The organism is Paracoccus sp. (in: a-proteobacteria) (assembly GCF_047605025.1).
Classification (GTDB): domain Bacteria; phylum Pseudomonadota; class Alphaproteobacteria; order Rhodobacterales; family Rhodobacteraceae; genus Paracoccus.
In genome coordinates, this window is the sequence record NZ_JASGGO010000010.1 from 44271 (window position 1) to 69232 (window position 24962).

A 24962-nucleotide genomic window follows, 5' to 3' on the forward strand; every position below is an offset into this window, starting at 1 on the left:
CGTCAGTCGCGCATGATCTGGTCCAGACGAGCGCGTTCCTCGGGGTCCAGCGGCGTCTCGGGCCGGGGCGCGGCGCGGCCCCGCGCGCGCAGGAATCGCCAGCCGATCAGCAGGCCCAGAACCGCCATCGCCGGACCGGCCAGATAAAGCAGCCAGTTCGCCCCCCGCGCGGGCGGTTGAAACAGCACGAATTCGCCGAAGCGCGCGGCCACGGCGTCCAGCGCCTGCCGGTCGCTGTCGCCCGCCACCAGCCGTTCGCGCAGGTAAAGCCGCAGGTCGCGGCTGATCGGCGCATTGGATTCGTCGATCGTCTCGCCCTGGCAGACCGGGCAGCGCAACTGCTTCGAGACCTCGCGCGCCCGCGCCTCAAGCGCCGGGTCGGGCAGGATCTCGTCGGGCTGCACGGCGAAAGCCGGCGCGGCCAGCAGGATCAGGCAAAGGATCAGCGCGCGCATCGCGGGATCACTCGGCCGGCTGGGCCAGGGGTGCCGCCCGCCGCGCCCCCGCCGCCACGCGATAGCGCCGATCCGAAAGGCTGATCAGCCCCCCCAGCGCCATCAGCCCGCAGCCCAGCCAGATCCAGCTTGCGAAGGGTTTGACATAGCTGCGCACCGCCCAGCCGCCGGCCTGCTGCGGATCGCCGATCACCAGATACAGGTCGCGGAACAGCCCGTTCTGAATCGCCGCCTCGGTCGTGGGCATGCCCTGGACGGGATAAAGCCGCTTTTCGGGATGAAGCACCGCGACCTGCCGCCCGTCCCGCGCGACACGCATGGTGGCGACGGTCGCGTCGTAATTCGGGCCGGGACGCTCCTCGACCTTTTCCAGGGTGATACGATAGCCCGCGACATCGAAGCTGTCGCCGATGCGGGCCACGCGGATATCCTCGACCTGCCAGGCCATCAGCAGGCCGACGCCGATGAAGGTGACGCCCAGTCCCGCATGGGCGACCGCCCTGCCCCAATCGGCACGCGGCAGCCGCCGCAGGCGCGCAAGGCCCGAATGCCCCGTCCGCAGCCACAGATCGACGGCCGAACCCGCGACCAGCCAGCTTCCCAGCCCCGCGCCGATCACCGCCAGCGCCGAATGCCCGGTCGAGACCGCGAAGACCAGCGCCATCACCGCGCCGGCAAAGACCAGCGCCGCACGCAGCGGCGCCAGCGCCCGCCCCAGCGTCGCGCGCTTCCAGGGCAGGATCGCGCCGAAAGGCAGCGCCAGCGCCAGCGCGATCATGAAGGGCGTGAACGCCTGCTCGAAGAACGGCGCCCCGACCGAAAGCTTGCGCCCCCAGGCCATTTCCGCGACCAGCGGCCAGACCGTGCCGATGAAGACCACGAAGGCCGAGACCGCCAGCAGGATGTTGTTCAGCACCAGCGCCCCCTCGCGCGAGACGGGGGCAAAGACGCCCTTGGCCTGCATCGCGCCCGCGCGGAAGGCGTAAAGCGTCAGCGCGCCGCCGACGAAGACGCCCAGGATCGCCAGGATGAAGACGCCGCGCTGCGGATCGCTGGCAAAGCTGTGGACCGAGGTGATCACCCCCGAGCGCACGATGAACGTCCCGATCAGCGAGAAGCCGAAGGCCAGGATCGCCAGCAGGATGGTCCAGCTTTTCAGCGCCTCGCGCTTTTCCACGACGATGGCGGAATGCAGCAGCGCGGCGGCGATCAGCCAGGGCATGAAGCTGGCGTTTTCCACCGGATCCCAGAACCAGAAGCCGCCCCAGCCCAGCTCGTAATAGGCCCACCAGGAACCCAGCGCGATGCCGATGGTCAGAAACATCCAGGCGGCCAGCGTCCAGGGCCGGACCCAGCGCGCCCAGGCGGCATCGACCCGCCCCTCGATCAGCGCGGCGACGGCGAAGCTGAAGGCCATCGAAAGCCCGACATAGCCCAGGTAAAGAAAGGGCGGGTGAAAGGCCAGGCCGGGGTCTTGCAAAAGCGGGTTCAGGTCGCGCCCGTCAAAGGGCGGCGCCTCGATCCGCAGGAACGGGTTCGAGGTCAGCAGGATGAAGCCCAGGAAGGCCGCGCCGATCGCGCCCTGGACCGACAGAACCCGCGCCCGCAGCCGGGGCGGCAGGTTCGCATCGAAGGTGGCCCCCGCAGCGCCGAACAGCGCCAGGATCAGCACCCAAAGCAGCATCGAGCCCTCGTGATTGCCCCAGACGCCAGAAATTTTGTAGATCAATGGCTTGGCCGTGTGCGAATTCTCATAGACCAGTCGGACCGAGAAATCGGACTGCACGAAGGCGATGGTCAGCGCGGCGAAGGAAATGGCGATCAGCCCGAATTGGGCGATGGCGGCGGGTCGGGCACTGTCGATCCAGCCGCTCCAGCCCTTGGCGGCGCCCAGCATCGGCACGATCATCTGAAACAGCGCCACGGCAAGGGCGAGGATCAGAGTGAAATGGCCGATCTCGGCATTCATGGGCTATCTCCCGAATGGCTGGCCGGAAGGATAGCGGGCGAAAGAGAGGCTCGCCAGCCCCCCCTTCCGCCGATCTTGCCTTGGTTTGTCTCACCGCTAGGGCGCCGCGTCCCGCGCGGCCATCGCATCGGCCCAGTCACACAGCGCGGCGTTGTCGGTGAAGCCGTCGCCCTTGGGCACCTGCGTCCCGGCGGTCTCTACCTGCCCGGAAAGCGGCTGGCGGATGTCGATCCGGGGACGGGCGCGGAAATAATGCGCCTCGCGCGCGCCGAAATAAAAGCTGATGATCGCGCCCAGAAGCCACCAGAGCGGCTCCGGGATCAGGTTCAGGTTCTGCATCCGCAGCCCGAACCCCACCGGCTCGGCCATGGCATAGACGAAAAGCCCCACCGTTCCCAGCGTCAGCAAGGGGCGCGGCATCCGGTTCAGTCCGTTCATCAGCCCGTCGAACCAGCCGCGCGGCTGGGCCGCGAACTCGCCCGAAAGCTGGCTGATCGCGCGGGCATAGGCTTCCTCTTCCAGTTCCAGCTTGCGCGTGGCATTCTCGCGAAAGACCTCGGCCACGCCCGTCGCGGCATTGGCGACCGAGGTGACGGCGGCGCTGCTGCCAAGGAAACGATCCATCATCCCCATGACGCGACCCTTGCCCGGTGCTCGGCCAGTGTCAGGTGATAGCGGGCCGAGATGAACTCCTCGGCGCGGGTGATCCAGCCGCCCTTGCCGCCCGACTGGCTGCGGGCATATTTGCGGCTGGCGGGCCGCGCATCGGCAAGGGCGTAGTAGTAATTCCGCCGCGCGATGCCATAGGCGTCGGCGAAATAGCCCGGCGCCGCCGCGTCGGCCTGTCTTGCGGCCAGGATCGTGCGCGGTCCCAGAACCCCGTCATCGGTCGCGGCAAAGCCCATGCGCGTCACCAGCCTTTGCAGGATCTTGACCGCATTGGCGCCGGCGTTGACATACATGTCGAAAACCGAAGCCTGGATCGTCTCGGGCAGCTCCGCCAGCCGCGGCTTCCTGAAATAACTCTCGACATAGATGCGCTGCGCATCCTCGCGGCTCAGCGCCTTCACGTCGCGCATATCGACCCGCCCGTCGCCGGTCTTGTCGATCCCCAGCCGTTGCAGCGTTCCCAGCGTGACCCCGAAATTCGTCGCCCCGCCCGGATCGTCGGGGTCGTTCACATAGCCGCCCTCACGCGCGACGATCTCCGCCGCGATCTGTTCCACCGTCTTCATACCAGCCCCATGCATTGAAACAGGCACAAGGCTGAGGTCCGGCGGTTAACCCTTCGTTAACCCATCGCGCGTTGCATCAGGAGGGAGGCTCATAGATGCCTTGCTGCTTGAGCGTGTCGATGACCTCGCGCGGCATGTAATTCTCGTCATGCTTGGCCAGGATTTCCGAGGCGACGAAGCTTTCGCCCTGCATCTTTCCGGTGGCGATCATGCCCTGTCCCTCGGCGAAAAGATCGGGCAGGACCCCGGTGAAGCGGACGGGGATCGAGGCGCCGCCATCGGTCACGCGAAAACTGACCGCCTCGCCCGCGCCCCGCCGCAAGCTTCCCGCCTGAACCAGCCCGCCCAGGCGAAAGACCTCGCCCGGCGCGGGCGGGTTCTCGGCCATCTGACTGGGAGAGCGGTAAAGATTGATGCCGTCGCGAAAGCCATAGCCGATCAGTCCCACCGCCAGGACCAGCGCGACACCGGCAGCCAGAAGAACCTGAATTCTCCGCTTTTTCTTAAGCGATTTCATTTCGCTACGCCGTAAATCTTAGGCTGTCTCGAAGGCACTTTCAAAGCGGATCGGCTGGCGCATGAACTGCGTGGCCTTGCCCGAGACGCGGGTGGCGTCGCCGGTGGTCAGGAAGCGCGAGACCCTGCCCGCGCCGACGAATTCGGGATGGCGCTTCAGATAATCCTCAAGGCTTTCGGCGACCAGTTGCGGCTGGGAATAGACCCGCACCCGCTCGCCCAGGGCCTTTTGGAACGCCGCCTGGACCAGAGGATAATGCGTGCAGCCCAGGATCGCCGCCTCGGGATGGGGCATGCGGCGCAGCAACGCCTCGACATGGCTGCTGACCAGCGCCTCGGCCAGGATCTCGTCGCCCATCTCGATGGCATCGACGACGCCGCCGCAGGGCTGGGCCTCGACATCGACGCCGATGGCGCGGAAGGCGAGTTCGCGCTGGAAGGCGCGGCTTGCCACGGTGGCGGGGGTGGCGAACAGCGCGACATGCTTCACCGCGACCTCGCGCGGGGGGGAGTTATCGCCCCAGCGGCGCTCGGTCAGCGCCTCGATCATCGGGACGAACACCCCCAGCACGCGCTTGTCCTTGGGAAGCCATCTCTCCTGCATCCGCTTCAGCGCGGCGGCCGAGGCGGTGTTGCAGGCCAGGATCACCAGGTCGCAGCCCTCGGCCCAAAGCCGCTCGACGCCGGCGCAGGTCAGGTTGAAGATGTCCTCGGCATCGCGCGTGCCATAGGGCGTGTGCTTGTTGTCGCCCAGATAGACCAGCGGCAAATCCGGCATGCGCGCGGCAACGGCGCCCAGCACCGTCAGCCCGCCCAGACCCGAATCGAATACGCCCACCGCCATGACTAGCCTCCTGCTCGCGACGCGCCTTATTAGGCCGCGCGGCGGCGGAATGCCATGATTTATGTCATTCGGCGGGCTTGGCCCAAAGGCGCGCGGCCCCTTTTGCGGAAGGCATTCAGAAGCGTTGCCGTCCGGGACGCCGCCCTGGCCCTGACGAAACATGGCCATGCATGAGGATAAAGTTTATATAATTAATATGCTGTTACATTCAGTTACTAAGATTGTTTCGAAATATTTTCGCACGGACCGGCGGATGCCAGCACGACGAGGGCGGGAAGGCATTCTGCCCGTGCCGACCCTGCATCGGCCTTGACCACACCAGCGCCTGCGCGCCGTTCAACAAAACGTGTCGCCTGGCGATAGAACTGGTCCGGCGGCGAGAAATCCTGCACGCTCGTCGGGCTCTTCTAGACTTGCTGAATGGCATACAGATGGCATAGGTCAATGAAACTGACCCAGATAGCGTTTTCTACGCGTTTGTGACCGTTTGCGCCGTTGAAGTTTTTCCCGTAGGGTTGCAAAAAATGCATGGCTGATAGGGCAAGAAAGCACTTTCATGGACTGGGACAAGCTAAGAATATTCCACGCCGTCGCGGATGCGGGGTCGCTGACTCATGCGGGCGATGTGCTGCACCTGTCTCAATCCGCCGTCAGCCGCCAGATCCGCGCGCTTGAGGATTCGCTGGGCACCACGCTTTTTCACCGCCATGCGCGCGGGCTGATCCTGACCGAGCAGGGCGAATTGCTGTTCGAGGCGACCTCGGCCATGGTGCGCAAGCTCGACACGACCGCCGCGCGCATCCGCGACAGCGAGGAACATGTCTTCGGCGAATTGAAGGTGACGACCACGACCGGCTTCGGCACCATGTGGCTGGTGCCGCGCCTGGCCAAGCTTTACGAACGCTACCCGGATCTGAAGATCAAGCTGATGCTGGAGGAGCGCGTCCTGGACCTGCCCATGCGTGAGGCCGATGTCGCCATCCGCATGAAAGAGCCTAACCAGCAGGACCTGATCCGCCGCCGCCTTCTGAACATCCGCATGCGGCTTTACGCGACGCCGGAATATCTGGCGAAGGCCGGCACCCCCGCCTCGATCGAGAATATCGCCACCCATCGCCTGATCTGCCAAAGCCCCGACACGCCGCAGGTCAGTTCCGGCGCGGTGCTGGTGCAAAGCCTGTTGGCGCAGAACATGACCTCGATGCTGATGGTGAACAATTATTTCGGCGTCTTGCAGGCCGTGCTGAACCATGTCGGCATCGGCGTTCTGCCCGACTACCTGACGGCGGATTTCCCGAACCTGACCCGCGTTCTGCCCGAGATCGAATCCGGTGAGGTTCCGGTCTTTCTGGCCTTCCCCGAAGAATTGCGCACCTCGCGGCGCGTCGGCGCCTTTCGCGACTTCGTGCTGGAAGAGATCCAGTCGATCAGAAAGCAGCAGATCGAGATCGACGGCCAGGCCTGAGCCGCCCCGATACCGATACCGATACCGATACCGAAAGCATGCCTGCGCAAGGATGCTGTGTCAGCCATTCGCGGACCGCATAGCGGCCATGTCCTGGCGCGGACAATTCTGGCTTGAATAGTTTTCAGGCTGCACATATCTCGGGCTGTGAAGGAGATGGTCTGAGGAAACTCTCATCACTTTCAACCTCCCTGTTGGACTTAGGCCGGGCTTTATGCCCGGCTTTTTTTGCGATTTTTGGCCCTGCCAACCGGCCCCACGCGCAAGGGTGCCCCTGCATGGGGATTTGCAAAACGGCAAAGACGCATGGGGCGGCGTCAGAGGGTGCGCAAGCTCTTTCCTAACCGGCGCGCGCCGCTTAAAAGGCCGGAAACTGGGGAAAAGGGTGCCAAGCATGAACGAACCGCAGATCACCGAGGAATTGATTGCGTCGCATGGCCTCAAGCCCGACGAATACCAGCGCATCCTGGACATCATCGGCCGCGTGCCGAGCTTTACCGAACTGGGCATTTTCTCGGCCATGTGGAACGAGCATTGCTCTTATAAATCCTCGAAGAAATGGCTGCGCACCCTGCCCACCACCGGCCCGCAGGTGATCTGCGGTCCGGGCGAGAATGCGGGCGTCGTGGACATCGGCGACGGCCAGGCCGTGGTCTTCAAGATGGAAAGCCACAACCACCCCAGCTATATCGAACCGCATCAGGGCGCCGCGACCGGCGTGGGCGGCATCCTGCGCGATGTCTTCACCATGGGCGCGCGGCCCATCGCCGCCATGGATTCGCTGTCCTTCGGCCGACCGGATCACCCCAAGACCGCGCATCTGGTCAAGGGCGTGGTCGAGGGGATCGGCGCCTATGGCAATGCCTTCGGCGTGCCGAACGTGGGCGGCGAGGTGCGTTTCCATGCCAGCTATGACGGCAATTGCCTGGTGAACGCCTTTGCCGCCGGTCTGGCGGACGCCGACAGGATTTTCTATTCCGCCGCCTCGGGCGTGGGGATGCCGGTGGTCTATCTGGGCGCCAAGACCGGCCGCGACGGCGTCGGCGGCGCCACCATGGCCAGCGCCGAATTCGACGACACCATCGAGGAAAAGCGCCCCACCGTTCAGGTCGGCGACCCCTTCACCGAAAAATGCCTGCTGGAAGCCTGTCTTGAACTGATGACGACCGACAGCGTGATCTCGATCCAGGACATGGGCGCGGCCGGCCTGACCTGCTCGGCCGTGGAAATGGGCGACAAGGGCGGTCTGGGCATCAAGCTGGTCCTGGACGCCGTGCCCCAGCGGGAAACCAACATGACCGCCTATGAGATGATGCTGTCGGAATCCCAGGAGCGGATGCTGATGGTGCTGAAGCCCGAGAAAGAGACCGAGGCGCGGGCGATTTTTCAGAAATGGGATCTGGATTTCGCCATCGTCGGCGAGACCCTCGCCGAGGATCGTTTCCTGATCGTGCATGGCAATGAGGTGAAAGCCGATCTGCCGCTGTCGAAATTGTCCTCCAGCGCGCCGGAATATGATCGCCCCTGGGTCCCGACGCCGGCGGCGGCACCGATGCCCGCCCTGCCCGCGATCCAGCCCATCGCGGCGCTCAAGGCGCTGATCGGCGCGCCCTCTTACGCGCATAAGGCTTGGGTGTGGGAGCAATACGACACCCAGGTCGGCGCGGACACCGTGCGCCGCCCCGGCCTGGGTGCCGGCGTGGTGCGCGTGCATGGCACCGCCAAGGCCCTGGCCTTCACCAGCGACGTGACGCCGCGCTATGTCAAGGCCAACCCCTATGAGGGCGGCAAGCAGGCCGTGGCCGAGGCGTATCGCAACCTTTCCGCCTGCGGCGCGCTGCCGCTGGCCACCACCGACAACCTGAATTTCGGCAACCCGGAAAAGCCCGAGATCATGGGCCAGTTCGTGGGCGCGATCAAAGGCATCGGCGAGGCTTGCGCGGCGCTGGACTTTCCCATCGTCTCGGGGAACGTGTCGCTTTACAATGAAACCGACGGCAAGGGCATCCTGCCCACCCCGACCATCGGCGGCGTCGGCCTGATCGCCGACCTGGGCGACCTGATCGCGGGCCTGCCCGGCGAGGGCGATCTGGCGCTGGTCATCGGCGAGACGGCGGGCCATCTGGGCCAGTCGGCGCTGGCGGCCGAGGCGTTCGGGATCGAGGCCGGCGACGCGCCGCATGTCGATCTGGCGGTCGAGCGTCGGCATGGCGAATTCCTGCGCGCGCAGGGCAAGCTGGTTTCGGCGGCGACCGATCTTTCGGATGGCGGGCTGGCGCTGGCGGCTTTCGAACTGGCCGAGGCCGCGGGGCTTGGCTTTGCCCTGGACAGCGCCCTGATCGCCCAGCTTTTCGGCGAGGATCAGGCCCGCTACCTGGTCGCCGCCACCCCGGCCAATGCCGAAGCACTGGCCCATGCGGCGAAGACGGCGGGCGTGCCGCTGGCGGTCGTAGGCCGCTTCGGCGGCGACCGGGTCAGCCTGGGCGGCGATACGGTCCCCTTGGCCGAGCTTTCGGCGCTTTACCGGGGCAGCTTCGAAAGGACGCTGAAGCTGGAAATCGCCTGATGGCTGGCTGCGCCTGCGGCGGGCATCACGCCGCCCCCGCCCGGATCGCGGCAGGGGCAGAGATCCTGCTGGCCCGGCCTCTGGTCGCGCTGACCGGCACGCTGACCTGCCGGGACATGGACCAGATGCTGCTGGCGCTGGACCTGTTGCCCGAACATGTGGCGCAAAGCCGGGCCGAGCCGGGCAATCTGCGCTTTGACCTGCACCAGCAGGAAGACCCGCTGCTTTGGCAACTCGATGAGCTTTTCGCCGATGCCGAGGCTTTCACCCGGCATCAAAACCGCACCGCCGCCAGCCGCTGGGGCAAGGACAGCCATGAAATGCGGCGCGATTACCGCCGGACCGAGGCCCTGCCCCGGCTGCGCCTCGAACATCCCCAGGATCACGCCGCGATCCATGCCCTGCTGACCCGCGCCTTTGGCGGCGAGGATGAGGCGGCGCTGGTCCGGCGCCTGCGCCTCGACGGTGATCTGGCCCTGTCGCTGGTGGCGGATGCGGCGGGCTGCATCGTCGGTCATGTCGCGCTGTCGGGCATTCAGGCCGCTGGTCCGGCGCTGGCACTGGCTCCGGTCGCTGTCCATCCAGCGGTAAGGCGGCGCGGCATAGGTGCGGCGCTGGTCCGGGCGGCGCTGGACGCATTCCCCGGCCATAGCATTATCGTGCTGGGCGATCCGGCCTATTATACCCGCTTCGGCTTCACGCCTGTGGATCTGGCCTCGCCCCATGCCGGTCCGCATCTGATGGCCTGCGGTCCGGCCCTGCCCCAAGGCAGCACCATCCGGCACGCGCGGGCCTTTGCCGCGCCCTAGGCCCGGCCGCTTATGCCGCCTTGTCCTTGTCCCCGCCCTGCGGCAGGCGCAGGCGCACACGCTTGACCCGGCGCGGATCGGCATCGACGATCTCGAACTCGACACCCTCCCCATACGGGATCACCTCGCCGCGCACCGGCACCCGGCCGGTCAGCATGAAGATCAATCCGCCCAGGGTCTCGATCTCTTCCTCTTGCTCGTCGGCGGCCAGGCGCAGCCCGGTCTCGGCGGCAACGCTGTCCAGGTCGGCGCGCGCCTGGATCAGCCATTGGCCCGGCTTTTCCTGGATGAACAGCCCGCCCTCGATCTCGTCATGCTCGTCCTCGATCTCGCCGATCACGGTTTCGATCAGGTCCTCGATGGTGACAAGCCCGTCGACGCCGCCATATTCGTCGATCACCAGCGCCATATGAATGCGCTTCTGCTGCATCTGTTGCAGCAGAACCCCGATCGACATCGAGGGCGGGACGTAAAGCAGCGGTCGCAGCATCGGCCGCAGCGCGAATTTCGGCGCGGCGGCGCCGAAGCCGTATTTCAGCGCCAGATCCTTAAGGTGGATCAGCCCCAGCGGGCTGTCCAGCGTGCCCCGAAATACCGGCACGCGCGAGAAACCATGCTCGCGAAAGGTTTCGACCAGTTCCGGCAGGCCCGTCGTTACCGGCATAGCCACGATCTCCGCCTTGGGGATGGCCACGTCATCGACGCGCATCCGGCGCAGGTTCACCATGCCAAGCGCCGCGCCCTTGGCGGTGTCCTGCACTGCCGCCGTGCCCTCGGCCTCGGCCTCGCCGCCGCCGAACGCGCCCAGGATACGGCCCAGAAAGCCCCGCGACTGCGGCGGCAGTTCACGCCCATCGCCCTCCGCCCCAGAGGCGGGTGCCGAGTCGATGGACGTGTCGGGACTTCGATCGTTATTCATGTTTCCACTTCCAGATAGGGGTCGGGAATACCCAGCTTGCCCAGAATGGACCGCTCGGCATCCTCCATCGTCTCCGCGTCCAGATCGTCGATATGATCATAACCCGCAAGATGCAGCATGGCATGGACCAGAAGATGTGTCGCGTGATTTCCGAAGGATTTGCCCTGGGCCTCGGCCTCGCGCCAGCAGGTATCGTAGGAAATGGCGATATCGCCCAGTTCCTCGATTTCGGGCAGGTCGGGATGGGCGCCGGGTTCGCGGGCGTCGAAGTCGATGGCAGGCCAGCTCAGCACATTGGTGGGCTTGGGCTTGCCGCGAAACTCTGCGTTCAGCCCGGCGATGCGGGCATCGTCGCAGCCCATGACCACGACCTGGAAGTCATCCATTTCCAGCCATTCGCCCACGGCGCGCGCCGCGCGCTCGGCCATGTCCTGAAGCCCGGCATCCTCCCAGCGTTCATCCTCGATCACCAGATCGACGATGCCGGTCGCGTCGTCGGCTTCGTCAGGCATCGCTTTGCCCGGCACTGGCCAGGAAGCGCGGCTCGCGGCGGGGAATGCGTTGGCCGCGGTCATCAAGCGGTTCCCCCCGCGCCAGGGCCGCCTCGGCATCGGCGTCGTAAGCCTGGATGATGCGGGCGACCAGCGGGTGACGCACCACGTCCTTGGCGGTGAAATAGCTGAAGCTGATGCCCTTCACGTCCTTCAGGATCTTCTCGGCCTCGGTCAGGCCGGAATGGACCCCGCGCGGCAGGTCGATCTGGGTGCGGTCGCCGGTGATCACCATGCGCGAGCCCTCGCCCAGACGGGTCAGGAACATCTTCATCTGCATGGTGGTGGCGTTCTGCGCCTCGTCCAGCACGACGAAGGCATTCGACAGCGTGCGCCCGCGCATGAAGGCCAGAGGCGCGATCTCGATGCGCTTTTCCTCCATCAGCTTCTGCATCTGCTTGCCGGGCAGGAAATCGTTCAGCGCGTCGTAAAGCGGCTGCATGTAGGGATCGACCTTTTCCTTCATGTCGCCCGGCAGAAAGCCCAGCCGCTCGCCCGCCTCGACGGCGGGGCGTGACAGAATGATCTTGTCCACATGGCCGCCGATCAGCATGGTGACGCCGACCGCGACGGCCAGATAGGTCTTGCCGGTGCCCGCCGGGCCGATGCCAAAGGCCAGTTCATTGGCGAAAAGGCTGCGGACGTAATCCTTTTGCGCCTCGGTGCGCGGCTCGACGGTCTTTTTGCGGGTGCGAAGCTCGACATGCCCGGCCTGGAACATCTCAAGCTGCTCGGCGGGGCTCAGCGTTTCCTGCGCCGGCTCGACGCCCATGCGCAGCGCGGCCTCGACCTCGGCCATCTCGACCGGGCGGCCCTGTTCAAGGCGGGCATAAAGCGCGCGCAGCACCTGCGCGGCCTCGGCCTGGGCATCCGCAGGGCCGACGACCGAAAGCAGGTTGCCGCGTCGCAGGATATGGACCTTCAGCGCCTCCTCGATGCGGGCCAGATGCCGGTCGTGCGGGCCGCACAGGTCGATCAGCAGCCGGTTGTCGTGGAATTCCAGCAGGGTTTCGCCAGCGGATGTGGGGGCGGGGGTGATCGGGGTAAGACCCAAATTGCTCTCCGGTCAGGTCGAGGTCACATCATCATGGTTGCAACTGCGCGGGATTCGCACAAGTGCGGCGGGGTGCGTGGCGCGGTTTTGCGCAAGCCTTGATGCAAATATATGCATCTATGCCTCTGGTTGCGAGGGGATCGGCCGCGCCCGGCCCAGGATGAAGTCCTGCAAGTGATCGTCTGGCGCCCCGTCCATCCGCGCGACCGGGCCCTGCCAGCGGATGTGACCCCGGTCCAGCAGTGCCACCCGGTCGCCGATGGCGCGGACCGAGGACATGTCATGGGTGATGGTGATGGCGCTGGCCCCGGTTTCGTCGACGATGCCGCGGATCAGGGCGTTGATCGCGGCGGCGCGGATCGGGTCCAGGCCGGTCGTCGGCTCGTCGAAGAAGATCACCCTGGGGTCGGCTGCGATGGCGCGGGCCAGCCCCACGCGCTTGCGCATGCCGCCCGAAAGCGCCGCCGGGTAAAGATCCGCGACCTCGGGGCCAAGGCCCACGCGGGCCAGCTTCTCGATCGCCAGGGCGCGTGCCTGCGCCTTGGGCATGGTCCGCAGCAGCCGGAAGGCGACGTTGCGCCAGACGGGCAGGCTGTCGAACAGGGCCGCATTCTGGAACAGCATGCCGAAACGGGCCATGAAATCCGGGCCGATGGGCGCGCCGTTCCACAGGATAAGGCCGGCATCGGGGCGCTCCAGCCCCAGGATGCAGCGCAGAAGCACCGATTTTCCGCTGCCCGAGCCGCCGATGACCACCAGGCTTTCGCCCTGCGCCAGGTCCAGCTCGATGCCGCGAAGCACGGGCTTGGCGCCAAAGCTTTTCGTCAGGCCGCGCACCGTCAGCATCAGAAGAACAGCCCCGTCAGGACGAAGTTCGCGGCCAGGATACCCACCGACGCCGCGACCACGGCATTCGTGGTGGCCCGCCCGACGCCCGCCGCGCCATTGCCGGCATTCATCCCGAACCAGCAGCCCGACAGCGCCACGATCAGGCCGAAGAACGCGCCCTTGACCAGCCCCGACACCACGTCCCAGCCTTCCAGATAGGCCCAGGAATGGCTGAGATAACCGGCCGAGTTGAATCCCAGCGCGTTCACCCCGACCAGCCAGCCGCCCATGATCCCGATCACGTCGCCCACGCCGACCAGCACCGGCAGACACAGGATCGCGGCCCAGATCCGGGGCGAGACGAGCCAGCCCACCGGATCGGTCGAAAGCGTCACCAGCGCGTCGATCTGTTCGGTCACGCGCATCGTGCCAAGCTCGGCCGCGATGGCCGAGGCGACGCGGGCCGCGACCATAAGGCCGCCCAGCACCGGGCCAAGCTCGCGCGCCATGCCGATGGCGACGATGGCGGGAACCACATCCTGGGCCTGGAACCGCTCGCCCCCGGAATGGATCTGCAAGGCCAGGGCCGCGCCGGTGAACAGCGCCGTCAGCCCGACCACGGGCAGCGACAGCCAGCCGATATGCAGGATCTGGCGGGCAAGCTCGGCCGGATGCGCGCCGACCCGCGCCATGCCCCGAAGGGCGAAGATCGAGACCCGTCCCGTCCCTCGGACCAGCGCCAGCACCCCCCGCCCGATCAGCCGGATGGGGGTCACAGATAGGTCCGGGGATAGCGGTGCCCCAGCGAGGTCAGGATCTCATACCCGATGGTGCCGCCATGCGCGGCCAGCGCATCGACACCCTGGCGGGCGTTCAGGATATCAAGCCCCGCCGGGATGTCGGGCAGGTCGGTCACGTCCGCCGTGATCAGATCCATCGAGATGCGCCCCACCACCGGCGCGGCGCGCTCGCCCGCCCAAAGCTTCAGGTCGCCGTCGCGGCCAAGGGCGCGGGCCAGCCCGTCGGCATAGCCCGCCGCCACCGTCGCGATGCGCGAGGGGCGCGTGGCGGTCCAGCCATAGCCATAGCCGACCGATTCCCCCGGCTGGACCTCGCGCGTCTGGACGATGGGCAGGGTCAGCGTCACCACCGGCTTCGCCTCTGCGAAGGGCTGGCCGCCATAGATCCCGATCCCCAGCCGCACCAGGTCGAAATGGTAATCCGGCCCCAGAAGCGTCCCGCCCGTCGCGGACAGTGCGCGCGGGGCCGAGACGCCTTCGGTCATGGCGCGGAAGGCCGCCAGTTGCTGGGCATTGGCGGGGTGATCCGGCTCATCGGCGCAGGCCAGATGCGACATGACCAGGCGCGGGCCGGCCGCCAGGGCCTCCGAGCGGATCGCGGCCCATTCCCCGGCCTCCATCCCCAGCCGGTTCATGCCGCTGTCGAGCTGGATGGCGAAAGGCCCCCTGGGACGCAGGGCGCGGTCGCGGAAGAATTGCTGCGGGCTGTTCAGGACCGGGATCAGGCCGGTCAGATCCTGCCCCTCCATATGGCCGGAAAGGACGAAGATCTGCGCATCCTCGGGCAGCACGCCCCGGATCGCGCGCCCCTCCGAGGCCAGCGCCACGAAGAAATCCCGCGCCCCCGCCTGATAAAGCGCCGGCGCCACCCTGGCCGCGCCAAGGCCATAGGCATCGGCCTTGACCACGGCGCCGGGCCGGGCGCCGGGCGCAAGCGCGGCAAGCGCCTTCCAATTGGCCACCAGGGCCGCAAGATCGATGACCAGCATGGCCGTCCCCCGAAACAGTCGCGCCCTTCCTAGCCCCTGGGGTGCCAATGTCAATCGACGCCTCCCCCGCTTGCGAAGGCCCGTTACAGGCGCGCCGCGCTTTCGGGCAGGATCACGGCGAATCGGCTGCCCCGGCCCCGTTCGCTTTCGATCCGCAGCCGTCCGCGATGGCGGTTGACGATGTGCTTGACGATGGCGAGGCCCAGCCCCGTCCCCCCCTGCCCGCGCGAGCGGTGGGCGTCGACGCGGTAGAAACGCTCGGTCAGGCGCGGCAGGTGACGCTCATCGATGCCCTCGCCGCCATCCGCGACGGTGACGGCCCAGGCCGGGCCGCGCAGCACCGGCTCATGCTCCAGGCGTTCCAGGTCGACGCGGACCCAGCCGCCGCCGCCGCCGTATTTCACCGCGTTCTCGATCAGGTTGTGAAACACCTGCACCAGCTGATCGGCATCGCCGGGCAGCGTCACCGGATCCTGAAGCCCCCGCGTCTCGATCAGCACCCCGGCCTGGGCGGCCTGGGGGGAAAGCGTCGCCACCACCCCGCGCAGAAGCATGGCCAGGTCCAGGCTCTCCAGCGGGCGGCGGCGCTCGTCCTGCTGAACCCGGCTCAGGGACAGAAGGTCACCGATCAGCCGGTTCATGCGCCCCGCCTCGCGCTCCATGATGTCCAGGAAGCGGTCGCGGGCGGCTGGATCGTTGCGGGCCGGGCCGCGCAGGGTCTCGATGAAGCCCATCAGCGCGGTCAGCGGCGTGCGCAGTTCATGGCTGACATTGGCGACGAAATCGCGCCGCATCTGGTCGGTCTCCTCGTCACGCGAACGGTCCTCGATCGCGATGGCCGCGCCCTGCCCGCCCGCGAGCGGCGTCACGGTCACGGCGCAAAGGGTGGCGCGCCCGCGCAAGGACAGGCTGGCGTCCAGCCGCGCCCGCCCGGCGCCGGCAAGCACCGCGTCCAGCGCCGCGTTGACCTCGGGGTTGCGCAGGACGGTGACGAAGGGCCGGGCCGGGAAGATCGGTCCCAGCAGCGCCTCGGCCGCGTCATTGGCGCCAGCGATGCGGGCATGGGGGTCCACGACCAGCATCGCCATCGGCACGGCGCGCAGCAGGTCGCGAAGCTGGTCCGGGTTCATCCCGGAAGGGGGCGCAGGCCCGCGCGGAAACGGGCGGCGTTGCGGCGATAGCCATCGGCCGATTTCAGCAGCTTCGCGCGGGCATCCGCGTCCAGTTCGCGGATGATCTTGCCGGGCGCGCCCATGACCAGGGAGCCGGGCGGGATCACCTTGTTTTCCGCGATGAGCGCCCCGGCCCCGATCAGCGATCCCGCCCCGATCCGCGCCCCGTTCAGGATGATCGCGCCCATGCCGATCAGCACGCCGTCCTCGATGGTGCAGCCGTGCAGGATGGCGCGATGGCCGATGGTGCAGTCCGCGCCGATGCTCAGCGGAAAGCCCAGATCGGTGTGGCAGACGCAATGTTCCTGCACGTTCGATCCCTGCCCCAGCCGGATCCGCTCATTGTCGCCGCGCAGCACCGCGCCGAACCAGACGCTGGCGCCCGCCTCCAGCACCACGTCGCCCATCACCTGCGCATCGTCCGCGACCCAGGCGTCCGCCGCCAGTTCCGGCGCCCTGCCATCCAGTTCCCAGATCATGCCTGCTCCTCCTCCATCAACCGGCGCACGAAACCGCCCAGCCCTGTCTGGCGGTCGCGGCGCGCGCGCTCGGCCATCAGGATGGTTTTCAGCACCTGCGTGCTTTCGTCCAGATCCTCGTTCACGATGACATAATCGTATTCCGCCCAATGGCTGATTTCGTCGCGCGATTTCCGCATCCGCGCGGCGATCACCTCGGGCGCGTCCTGCTGACGCGAGACCAGCCGCCGCTCAAGCTCGGCCAGGCTGGGGGGTAGAACGAAGATCGAGACGACATGCTTGCCCAGGACCGAGGCCCGGATCTGCTGGCCACCCTGCCAGTCCACATCGAAAAGCGTGTCGCGGCCCGCCAGCATCGCGGCCTCGACCGGACCGCGCGGCGTGCCGTAAAGATTGCCGAAGACCTCTGCATGTTCCAGCATCTGGCCCTGGGCCACCATATCGCGGAATTCGTCGCGCTCACGGAAATAATAATGCTGCCCCTCGATCTCGCCGGGGCGGGGCTTGCGGGTCGTGGCCGAGACCGAAAAGCGCAGTTCGGGGTCCCAGGCCATCAGCCGGCGCGCCAGCGTGGACTTGCCCGCCCCCGAGGGCGAGGACAGGATGACCAGAAGCCCGCTACGTTCCATCAGCCCCGATCCCCTTCGCCGTTTCGCCGCGCGTCTCAATGGCGCAGCCCCGTATCCGGGGTCAAGGCCCAGCCCGAATGCCAAGCAATTTAACGAACCAGTAAGAAATCGCTTAGCCTTCGTAAACAAAAGGTTTACATTCTGCTTCGTAGCGATGTTTTCTTTTTCGGTTGGATGGTTTTGGGAATGTCCGAAGATCTGGGCCAGGGCGATGCCGGCAATGTGGTTCGCCCCCTTCATCAAGATGGCAGCGGCAAGCTGCTGCACCTGGCGGATTTCGAATCCGTCCAGCCCGACCGTATCGTCGGCGAATTACGCGGCTATTGGGAGGGTTTGCGCCAGGGCCGCGCCATCCCCGCCCGCGCCGAGATCGAGCCGCGCGGCATCCGCCGGGCGCTGGATTATGCCTTCATCCTGGAACGCATCGCGCCCGGCGCCGCGCGTTTCCGGCTTGCCGGGCGCCATCTGGTCGATCTGATGGGGATGGAGGTGCGCGGCATGCCGCTTTGCTCCTTTCTCAACACCAGTTCGCGCGGTCGCCTTTCGGATGTGCTGGAAAGCGTGTTCCGTGGCCCGCAGATCGCCGAGATCGAGCTTGAAAGCCCGTCCAGCTATGGCCGGCCGCTGTTGACGGGACGGATGATCTTCCTGCCGCTACGCTCGGATCTGGGGGACGTGACGCGGGCCTTGGGTTGCCTGGTCGCGCAGGGCGAGATCGGCCAGGGGCCGCGCCGCTTCGACCTGGTTTCGGACGCGGTGTTCCCGGTCATTCCCGGCGCCAAGGTGATCGAGCCTTCGGCCTCGGCCCAAGGCTTCGCCGAAACGCCCCCGCGCTGGCGCGGAGCCCGCGACGCCAGGGAGGCAAGCAGTCATGCGCCGCGGCAGGCGGAACCCGCGCCGACCAAAGAACATTCCTCGCCCGAGGAGCGGCGCGCCCGCTTCCGCTTGGTCAGTTCGAACGAGCCACCTGCCGGCCACCGCTAGCCCTTGGCCCTCGCAAGCCGGGCGGACAGGTCAAGCGTGAAGCACTGCAAGGACCAAGCCACACCCACCGGCATGGGCCATCGATTGCATGCCCCCGGACAAAGCGGGGCAGGCATTCCACGAAATCTTGAACGCAGTCCCGTGCGTGAACCAGGAAATCCGTTCATCCTCGCCACGACCCTGCCTTTCGCTCCGCCCCACCGGCGCCGCCTGACCGCCAAAGACCGCGAACCCTGCGGCCTCCATAAAATCCATCATGCTGTCGCGCAGACCTTCTCCCACGGCCACATCCCGGCCCGCGGATCCGACGGGAAGGTCAAGGCGGGACAACGCTTATGCTCAAATGGAATTCCGCCCCTCTCAGGGCGCCCTTTCCACAGTTCAAGCCAGGGAACAAAGCGCGCCGCGCTTCCCCGAGGCGCCGCGTCCATCCGTTCTTCGTTTTCCAAATACCCATGCGACGGCGCCGTCGAAGCCGCCGTCCGGGCGCTCTCACATCACCATGTCGTCGCGATGGATCAGCGCGGCCCGGCCCGGATAGCCGAGGATCGCTTCGATCTCGTCGCTGCGATGGCCGGCGATGGCACGGGCCTCGGTCGAGCCGTAGCGCACCAGGCCCGAGGCAAGGCGCGCGCCCTGGCGGTCCTGGACCAGCACCGGATCGCCGCGGCCGAAGCGGCCGGCGATGGCGGTCACGCCGGCGGGTAACAGGGACTTTCCATGCCGCAGCGCGCGGGCCGCGCCTTCGTCCACGATGATCTCGCCCTTGGGCTTCATCGCGGCGATCCAGCGTTTGCGCGCCGCATGGGGATCGGTGTCGGGCAGGAACCAGGTCACGCGCGCGCCCTTCTCCACGGCGGCAAGGGGGTTCGCGACCGAGCCCTCGGCGATGGCCATGGCGCAGCCGCCCGCGACGGCGGTGCGCGCCGCCATGAGCTTCGTCTTCATGCCGCCCTTGGAAAGACCCGAGATCGGGTCGCCGCCCATGGCCTCTATCTCGGGCGTGATCTGCTCGATCACGGGCAGGTGGCGCGCCTGCGGGTCGGTCTTGGGATTCGCGGTGTAAAGCCCATCGACATCCGAAAGAAGCAGCAACTGATCCGCGCCGCAGGTGACCGCGATCTGCGCCGCCAGCCGGTCGTTATCGCCGAATCGGATCTCGTCGGTCGCCACGGTGTCGTTTTCGTTCACGATGGGCACCGCGCCAAGGCCCAGCAGGGTCTGCATGGTCGCGCGGCTGTTGAGATAGCGGCGCCGGTCGGTGGTGTCGTCGAGCGTCATCAGAAGCTGGGCGGTCTTGACGCCATGCGGGGCCAGCGCCTCTTCATAGGCGCGGGCCAGGCGGATCTGGCCCACGGCGGCGGCGGCCTGGGATTGCTCCACCCGCAGCGAGCCCTCGGGCAGATCCAGCACCTTGCGTCCCAGCGCGATCGCCCCGGACGAGACCAGCACCACATCCGTGCCCCGCGCCCGCGCGGCGGCCACATCGTCGCACAGGGCGCGCAGCCATTCGGCGCGCAGCCCCTGGGCATCGACCAGCAGCGCCGAGCCGATCTTGACGACCAGCCGCTGCGCCCGCGCGAGTTCCGGGATCACGGCTGCCAAGGCTTGTCTTCCTGCTCCACGCCGGTCTGACGCGAGGGCGCGATCCGTGTCCAAAGCGCGCGCAGCACCTCCGTCACCCCCTCGCGTGAGACGCCGGACATCAGCAGCACCGCCTCGCCCAGTTCGGCCTCAAGCGCGGCTTTCTTGCCGGCCAGATCATCGGGGTCGATGGCGTCGATCTTGTTCAACGCGGTCACGCGCGGCTTTTCGGCCAGGGCGGGCGAATAGGCGGCAAGCTCGGCCAGGATGGTGCGCGCATCGGCCGCTACATCCTCGGCCGTGCCGTCGATCAGGTGCAAAAGCACGCGCGAGCGTTCGACATGGCCCAGGAACTGGTCGCCCAGGCCCCGCCCCTCGCTTGCGCCCTCGATCAGGCCCGGAATGTCGGCCATGACGAATTCGTGCTGATCGACGCCCACCACGCCCAGGTTAGGGTGCAAGGTGGTGAAGGGATAATCCGCGATCTTGGGCCGGGCGTTCGACACCGCCGAAAGAAAGGTCGATTTCCCGGCATTGGGCAGGCCCAGCAGCCCCGCATCGGCGATCAGCTTCAGCCGCAGCCACAGCGTGCGCTCGATCCCCGGCTGGCCCGGATTGGCGTTGCGGGGCGAACGGTTGGTCGAGCTTTTGAAATGCAGGTTGCCGAAGCCGCCATTGCCGCCGCGCGCCAGCAGCACCCGCTGGCCCGGCTCGGTCAGGTCGGCGATCACGGTTTCCTGATCTTCCTCCAGAATCTCGGTCCCGACCGGCACTTGCAGCACGATATCGTCCCCGCTGGCGCCGGTGCGCTGCGATCCCATGCCGTGCTGGCCGGACTTGGCAAAGAAATGCTGCTGGAAACGAAAGTCGATCAGCGTGTTCAGGCCCGGCATCGCCTCGGCCCAGACATCGCCGCCATGGCCGCCATCGCCGCCATCGGGACCGCCATATTCGATGAACTTCTCGCGACGGAACGAGACGCAGCCGGCGCCGCCGCCGCCCGAACGGACATAGACCTTGGCGAGATCGAGGAATTTCACGGGCTGGCATCCTTTGAATTGCAATCCCGTGCGATACTAAAGAGCGCCGGGCGGTTCAAGGGCGGCGTGACTTTCGCCTTGCACAAGGCTAGATCTAGGGACCCGAACCGGAGGCCCCATGACGATCCCGACCTATGCCACGCTGATCGCGGCCATCGTGCTTGAGGTTGCGGGGACCAGCTTCCTGCAACGCAGTCAGCAGTTTACCCAGCCGCTTCCCACGCTGGCCACCGGGCTTTGCTATGCCGGCGCCTTTTATCTTCTGTCGCTGACGCTGCGAACCATGCCCCTGGGCATCGCCTATGCGATCTGGAGCGGGCTGGGCATCGTCCTTGTCTCGGTCGCCGGATTGCTGATCTTTGGCCAGAAGCTGGACCTTGCCGCGATGATCGGGCTGGGGCTGATCGTCGCGGGCGTGGTGGTGCTGAACGCCCTCTCGAACAGCGTCACCCATTGAGGTCGCCCTTAACTTTTCCGCGCAAGGGTCTAGATATGATCGAAAGGAGGGTCGCATGATCCGCTTCGACAACAGCTATGCCCGGCTGCCGCAGGGCTTTTTCACCCGCACAGCGCCGACCCCGGTGCGTGCGCCCCGCCTGGTGGCGCTGAACCGGCCGCTGGCCGAAAGCCTGGGCCTGGATCCCGAATGGCTGGCCGGTCCCGAAGGGCTTGCGATGCTGTCCGGCAACCGCCCCCCCGAGGGGGCCGAGCCTATCGCGCAAGCCTATGCCGGCCATCAGTTCGGCGGCTTCTCGCCGCAACTGGGCGACGGGCGCGCGATCCTGCTGGGCGAGGTGCTGACCCCCGACGGGCGGCGCTTCGACATCCAGCTCAAGGGCTCGGGTCCGACGCCGTTCTCGCGCCGGGGCGACGGTCGGGCCTGGCTGGGGCCGGTGCTGCGCGAATATCTGGTCAGCGAGTTCATGGCGGCCTTCGGCATCCCCACGACGCGCGCGCTTGCCGCCGTCCTGACCGGAGAGAAGGTCCAGCGCGAGACCGCCCTGCCGGGCGCCGTCCTGACCCGCGTCGCCGCAAGCCATATCCGCATCGGCACGTTCGAATTCTACGCCGCGCGCGGCGACCGCGACCGCCTGCGCCTGCTGGCCGATCACGTCATCGCCCGCCACCATCCCCAGGCCCAGGGCGCGGCCGACCTGCTGCGCGCCGTGGTCGAGGCGCAGGCCCGCACCATCGCCTGCTGGATGGGGCTGGGCTTTATCCACGGGGTGATGAACACCGACAACATGTCCGTCTCGGGCGAGACGATCGACTATGGCCCCTGCGCCTTCATGGACGGCTACAAGCCCGACCAGGTGTTTTCCTCGATCGACGCGGGCGGGCGCTATGCCTGGAACCAGCAGCCGAACGTCGCGGTCTGGAACCTGGCGCAGCTTGCCAGTTGCCTGGTGCCGCTGATGGGCGATGACGATGCCGCCGTCGAAGAGGCGACCCGCATCGTCCATGGCTTCCCCGCGCTTTACCAGGCCGCCTGGCTGCGGGTCTTCGCGGCCAAGCTGGGCATCGCCGACCCGACCCCCGAGGATCGCGGCCTGGCCGAGCGGCTTCTGGACCTGATGGCCACCGAGCACGCCGATTTCACCCGCGTCTTCGCGGGCCTCCTGGACGGTCGCGCGGGGGACGAATTCGCCGGCCGCGCGGCCTATGACCTCTGGGCGCGGGACTGGCAGGCGCGCATCCAGGGGCTAAGGGACGCGCCCCATGTCATGGCCCGTGCCAATCCCCGCCGCATCCCGCGCAACCACCGGATCGAGGAAGCCATCGCCTCGGCCCGCGACCAGAACGATTTCGGCCCCTTTCACCGGCTGGACGCCGCGCTGCGCCAGCCCTTCCAGGACCGGCCCGAATGGGACGACCTGGCCCGCGCGCCCCTGCCGGACGAGCGGGTGCTGCGGACCTTCTGCGGCACCTGACCCCCCCTCCAAGGACGCGATCCCGATGCCCCCCACGCCCCCGCGCCTGCGCCTTGCCAGCTACAACCTGCACAAATGCAGGGGCATGACGGGGCCGCACACGCCCGAAAGGAACCTGCGCGTCATCGCCGATATCGGCGCCGACGTGATCGCCCTGCAAGAGGTGGATTTCCGCCTGGGCAAGCGTCCCGAGGCCCTGCCCCGCGCCCTGATCGAAGAGGCGACCGGCATGGTCCCGGCGAGTTTTCTGGGCACCGGATCGCAATCGCTGGGCTGGCACGGCCAGACCATCCTGCTGCGCCCCGAACTGATGGAACAGGCCCAGGTCCGCCGCCTGCCGCTGCCGGGGCTGGAACCACGCGGCGCGCTGGTCCTGCGCCTTCCGGGCCTGACGGTGGTGGCGGTGCATCTGGGGCTGATCCGCTCGTCCCGCCGGGCGCAGTTGCAGCGCATCGTCGCCCAGGCCGACCGCATCGGCCATGACCGGCTGGTGCTGACCGGCGATTTCAACGAATGGCACGACAATCGCGGGCTGGAGGCGCTGGAGCCTCTGCATGTCATCGCCCCCGGCCCAAGCTGGCCCGCGCCCTTTCCGCGCCTGCGCTATGACCGCATCGCGGTTTCCTCGGGGATCCAGGTGCTGGATCACGGCGTCTGGAACAGCGAAATCGCCCGCCAGGCCAGCGATCACCTGCCGATCTGGGCGGATCTGGCGCTGGCCGCGCCGCCTGGGCAATCCGCCGATGTTACCGATAACAAAGAATGACGCTTCCCCGATCCGACGAAGCCCGCTAAACAACCGACAAGCATTGTCATCAGGGGGACGCAGAACAATGACCGCCATCATCGACATTTTCGCGCGCGAGATTCTGGACAGCCGGGGCAACCCGACGGTCGAGGTGGACGTGACGCTGGAAGACGGCACCATGGGCCGCGCCGCCGTTCCCTCGGGCGCCTCGACCGGCGCGCATGAGGCCGTCGAGAAGCGCGACGGCGACAAGTCCCGCTACATGGGCAAGGGCGTGCTGGAAGCCGTCAACGCCGTCAATGGCGAGATCGCCGAGAACCTGATCGGCGAGGATGCGACCGACCAGATCGGCATCGACCGGCTGATGATCGAACTGGACGGCACCCATAACAAGGGCCGGCTGGGCGCGAACGCGATCCTGGGCGTGTCGCTCGCTGCCGCGAAGGCGGCCGCCGAAGCCAGCGCGCAGCCGCTTTACCGCTATGTCGGCGGCACGGGCGCGCGCATTCTGCCGGTGCCGATGATGAATATCATCAACGGCGGCGAACATGCCGACAACCCCATCGACATCCAGGAATTCATGATCATGCCGGTCGCGGCCGAGAATATCCGCGACGCCGTGCGCATGGGCTCCGAAGTCTTCCACACGCTGAAAAAGGAGCTCTCGGCGGCGGGCCTCGCCACCGGCGTCGGCGACGAGGGCGGCTTCGCCCCGAACCTGTCTTCCACCCGCGATGCGCTGGACTTCATCCTGAAGGCCATCGAGAAGGCCGGCTACGCGCCGGGCGAGGACATCATGCTGGCGCTGGACTGCGCCTCGACCGAATATTTCAAGGGCGGCAAGTATGAGATGAAGGGCGAGGGGAAATCCCTGACCCCGGCCGAGAACGTCGACTACCTGGCCGCGCTCTGCGCCGATTACCCGATCCTGTCGATCGAGGACGGCTGCTCCGAGGACGACTGGGACGGCTGGAAGCTGCTGACCGAGCGCCTGGGCGACCGCGTGCAGCTTGTGGGCGACGATCTCTTCGTGACCAACCCCGCCCGCCTGGCCGAAGGGATTGCCAAGGGCTGCGCCAACAGCCTGCTGGTCAAGGTCAACCAGATCGGCACCCTGACCGAAACGCTGGACGCCGTGCGCATGGCCGACCGTGCCCGCTATACTTCGGTGATGTCGCACCGCTCGGGCGAGACCGAGGACGCCACCATCGCCGATCTGGCGGTTGCCACGAACTGCGGCCAGATCAAGACCGGCTCGCTCGCGCGCTCGGACCGGCTGGCGAAATACAACCAACTGATCCGCATCGAGGAAATGCTGGGCGCCAGCGCCGAATATGCCGGCCGCAGCATCCTGCGCGGCTGATCCCCGGCTGATCCCCTGCGGGTCAGACGAAA

The 24962-nt window shown here is 67.1% G+C and carries 24 protein-coding genes and 1 pseudogene; 8 read left to right on the forward strand and 17 right to left on the reverse strand.

Annotated features, from left to right (window positions below; translation table 11 throughout):
* Positions 1–2: 2 nt before the first annotated feature.
* The 6 genes from QM682_RS07665 to QM682_RS07690 all read right to left on the reverse strand — a co-directional run bounded on the left by QM682_RS07665 (position 3) and on the right by QM682_RS07690 (position 5019).
* A complete protein-coding gene (locus tag QM682_RS07665) occupies positions 3–455 on the reverse strand; it encodes a cytochrome c-type biogenesis protein (RefSeq protein ID WP_415128405.1) in 453 nt (150 codons plus the stop codon).
* A 7-nt stretch (positions 456–462) separates the two neighbouring features.
* Positions 463–2424, reverse strand: coding sequence for a heme lyase CcmF/NrfE family subunit (locus QM682_RS07670; RefSeq protein ID WP_415128407.1), 1962 nt, complete (start codon positions 2422–2424; stop codon positions 463–465).
* A 96-nt stretch (positions 2425–2520) separates the two neighbouring features.
* The gene (locus QM682_RS07675; protein WP_415128409.1) at positions 2521–3057 is read right to left on the reverse strand and encodes a holin family protein; all 537 of its coding nucleotides are present in this window, start codon (positions 3055–3057) and stop codon (positions 2521–2523) included.
* Entirely contained in the window at positions 3048–3659 is a 612-nt protein-coding gene (locus tag QM682_RS07680) for a holin-associated N-acetylmuramidase (protein ID WP_415128411.1), read from the reverse strand. The genes QM682_RS07675 and QM682_RS07680 overlap by 10 nt, the downstream gene beginning before the upstream one ends.
* 76 nt (positions 3660–3735) lie before the next feature.
* Positions 3736–4176, reverse strand: coding sequence for a cytochrome c maturation protein CcmE (gene ccmE, locus QM682_RS07685; RefSeq protein ID WP_415128413.1), 441 nt, complete (start codon positions 4174–4176; stop codon positions 3736–3738).
* A gap of 18 nt (positions 4177–4194) precedes the next feature.
* Positions 4195–5019 (reverse strand): glutamate racemase, encoded by an 825-nt coding sequence (locus QM682_RS07690; protein WP_415128415.1) that lies wholly within the window; start codon positions 5017–5019, stop codon positions 4195–4197.
* Positions 5020–5575: 556 nt separating this feature from the next.
* Here QM682_RS07690 and QM682_RS07695 point away from each other — a divergent pair.
* The 3 genes from QM682_RS07695 to QM682_RS07705 all read left to right on the forward strand — a co-directional run bounded on the left by QM682_RS07695 (position 5576) and on the right by QM682_RS07705 (position 9859).
* Positions 5576–6484: a LysR family transcriptional regulator gene (locus QM682_RS07695; protein ID WP_415128417.1), complete on the forward strand. Its 909-nt coding sequence runs from the start codon at positions 5576–5578 to the stop codon at positions 6482–6484.
* A 394-nt stretch (positions 6485–6878) separates the two neighbouring features.
* Entirely contained in the window at positions 6879–9050 is a 2172-nt protein-coding gene (purL, locus tag QM682_RS07700) for a phosphoribosylformylglycinamidine synthase subunit PurL (RefSeq protein ID WP_415128419.1), read from the forward strand.
* Positions 9050–9859: a GNAT family N-acetyltransferase gene (locus tag QM682_RS07705; RefSeq protein ID WP_415128421.1), complete on the forward strand. Its 810-nt coding sequence runs from the start codon at positions 9050–9052 to the stop codon at positions 9857–9859. The genes purL and QM682_RS07705 overlap by 1 nt, the downstream gene beginning before the upstream one ends.
* Positions 9860–9869: 10 nt before the next feature.
* On the opposite strand, the gene QM682_RS07710 is transcribed toward QM682_RS07705, so the two are convergent.
* From QM682_RS07710 to gmk, 9 genes are all read right to left on the reverse strand, one after another.
* Positions 9870–10778 (reverse strand): transporter associated domain-containing protein, encoded by a 909-nt coding sequence (locus tag QM682_RS07710; protein ID WP_415128423.1) that lies wholly within the window; start codon positions 10776–10778, stop codon positions 9870–9872.
* Positions 10775–11290, reverse strand: coding sequence for an rRNA maturation RNase YbeY (gene ybeY, locus QM682_RS07715; protein WP_415128425.1), 516 nt, complete (start codon positions 11288–11290; stop codon positions 10775–10777). Before ybeY ends, QM682_RS07710 begins: the two co-directional genes overlap by 4 nt.
* Positions 11283–12383: a PhoH family protein gene (locus QM682_RS07720; protein WP_415128427.1), complete on the reverse strand. Its 1101-nt coding sequence runs from the start codon at positions 12381–12383 to the stop codon at positions 11283–11285. The genes ybeY and QM682_RS07720 overlap by 8 nt, the downstream gene beginning before the upstream one ends.
* Before the next feature lie 117 nt (positions 12384–12500).
* Positions 12501–13229 carry an ABC transporter ATP-binding protein gene (locus tag QM682_RS07725; protein ID WP_415128429.1) on the reverse strand — a complete coding sequence of 243 codons (729 nt, stop codon included), beginning with the start codon at positions 13227–13229 and terminating at the stop codon, positions 12501–12503.
* The gene (locus QM682_RS07730; protein ID WP_415128431.1) at positions 13229–13987 is read right to left on the reverse strand and encodes an MlaE family ABC transporter permease; all 759 of its coding nucleotides are present in this window, start codon (positions 13985–13987) and stop codon (positions 13229–13231) included. The genes QM682_RS07725 and QM682_RS07730 overlap by 1 nt, the downstream gene beginning before the upstream one ends.
* Positions 13984–15000, reverse strand: coding sequence for an alanine racemase (gene alr, locus QM682_RS07735; RefSeq protein ID WP_415128433.1), 1017 nt, complete (start codon positions 14998–15000; stop codon positions 13984–13986). Before alr ends, QM682_RS07730 begins: the two co-directional genes overlap by 4 nt.
* A gap of 83 nt (positions 15001–15083) precedes the next feature.
* Positions 15084–16130 (reverse strand): ATP-binding protein, encoded by a 1047-nt coding sequence (locus QM682_RS07740; RefSeq protein WP_415128435.1) that lies wholly within the window; start codon positions 16128–16130, stop codon positions 15084–15086.
* Positions 16127–16651, reverse strand: coding sequence for a gamma carbonic anhydrase family protein (locus QM682_RS07745; RefSeq protein ID WP_415128437.1), 525 nt, complete (start codon positions 16649–16651; stop codon positions 16127–16129). The genes QM682_RS07740 and QM682_RS07745 overlap by 4 nt, the downstream gene beginning before the upstream one ends.
* Positions 16648–17280, reverse strand: a complete 633-nt coding sequence (gene gmk / locus QM682_RS07750) for a guanylate kinase (RefSeq protein WP_415128439.1) — start codon at positions 17278–17280, stop codon at positions 16648–16650. Before gmk ends, QM682_RS07745 begins: the two co-directional genes overlap by 4 nt.
* A 186-nt stretch (positions 17281–17466) precedes the next feature.
* On the opposite strand from gmk, the gene QM682_RS07755 reads away from it, so the two are divergent.
* Positions 17467–18264, forward strand: coding sequence for a PAS domain-containing protein (locus tag QM682_RS07755; protein WP_415128441.1), 798 nt, complete (start codon positions 17467–17469; stop codon positions 18262–18264).
* 492 nt (positions 18265–18756) lie between these two features.
* On the opposite strand, the gene proB is transcribed toward QM682_RS07755, so the two are convergent.
* A complete protein-coding gene (gene proB / locus QM682_RS07760; RefSeq protein WP_415128443.1) occupies positions 18757–19869 on the reverse strand; it encodes a glutamate 5-kinase in 1113 nt (370 codons plus the stop codon).
* Positions 19857–20888, reverse strand: coding sequence for a GTPase ObgE (gene obgE, locus QM682_RS07765; protein ID WP_415128445.1), 1032 nt, complete (start codon positions 20886–20888; stop codon positions 19857–19859). Before obgE ends, proB begins: the two co-directional genes overlap by 13 nt.
* Before the next feature lie 112 nt (positions 20889–21000).
* Here obgE and QM682_RS07770 point away from each other — a divergent pair.
* From QM682_RS07770 to eno, 4 genes and pseudogenes are all read left to right on the forward strand, one after another.
* Positions 21001–21345, forward strand: a pseudogene (locus QM682_RS07770) (DMT family transporter); the annotation flags it as partial.
* A gap of 55 nt (positions 21346–21400) precedes the next feature.
* Positions 21401–22819: a protein adenylyltransferase SelO gene (locus QM682_RS07775; protein ID WP_415128447.1), complete on the forward strand. Its 1419-nt coding sequence runs from the start codon at positions 21401–21403 to the stop codon at positions 22817–22819.
* Positions 22820–22844: 25 nt separating this feature from the next.
* Entirely contained in the window at positions 22845–23585 is a 741-nt protein-coding gene (locus tag QM682_RS07780; protein ID WP_415128449.1) for an endonuclease/exonuclease/phosphatase family protein, read from the forward strand.
* Positions 23586–23652: 67 nt separating this feature from the next.
* A complete protein-coding gene (gene eno / locus QM682_RS07785) occupies positions 23653–24930 on the forward strand; it encodes a phosphopyruvate hydratase (RefSeq protein ID WP_415128451.1) in 1278 nt (425 codons plus the stop codon).
* Positions 24931–24962 lie beyond the last annotated feature (32 nt).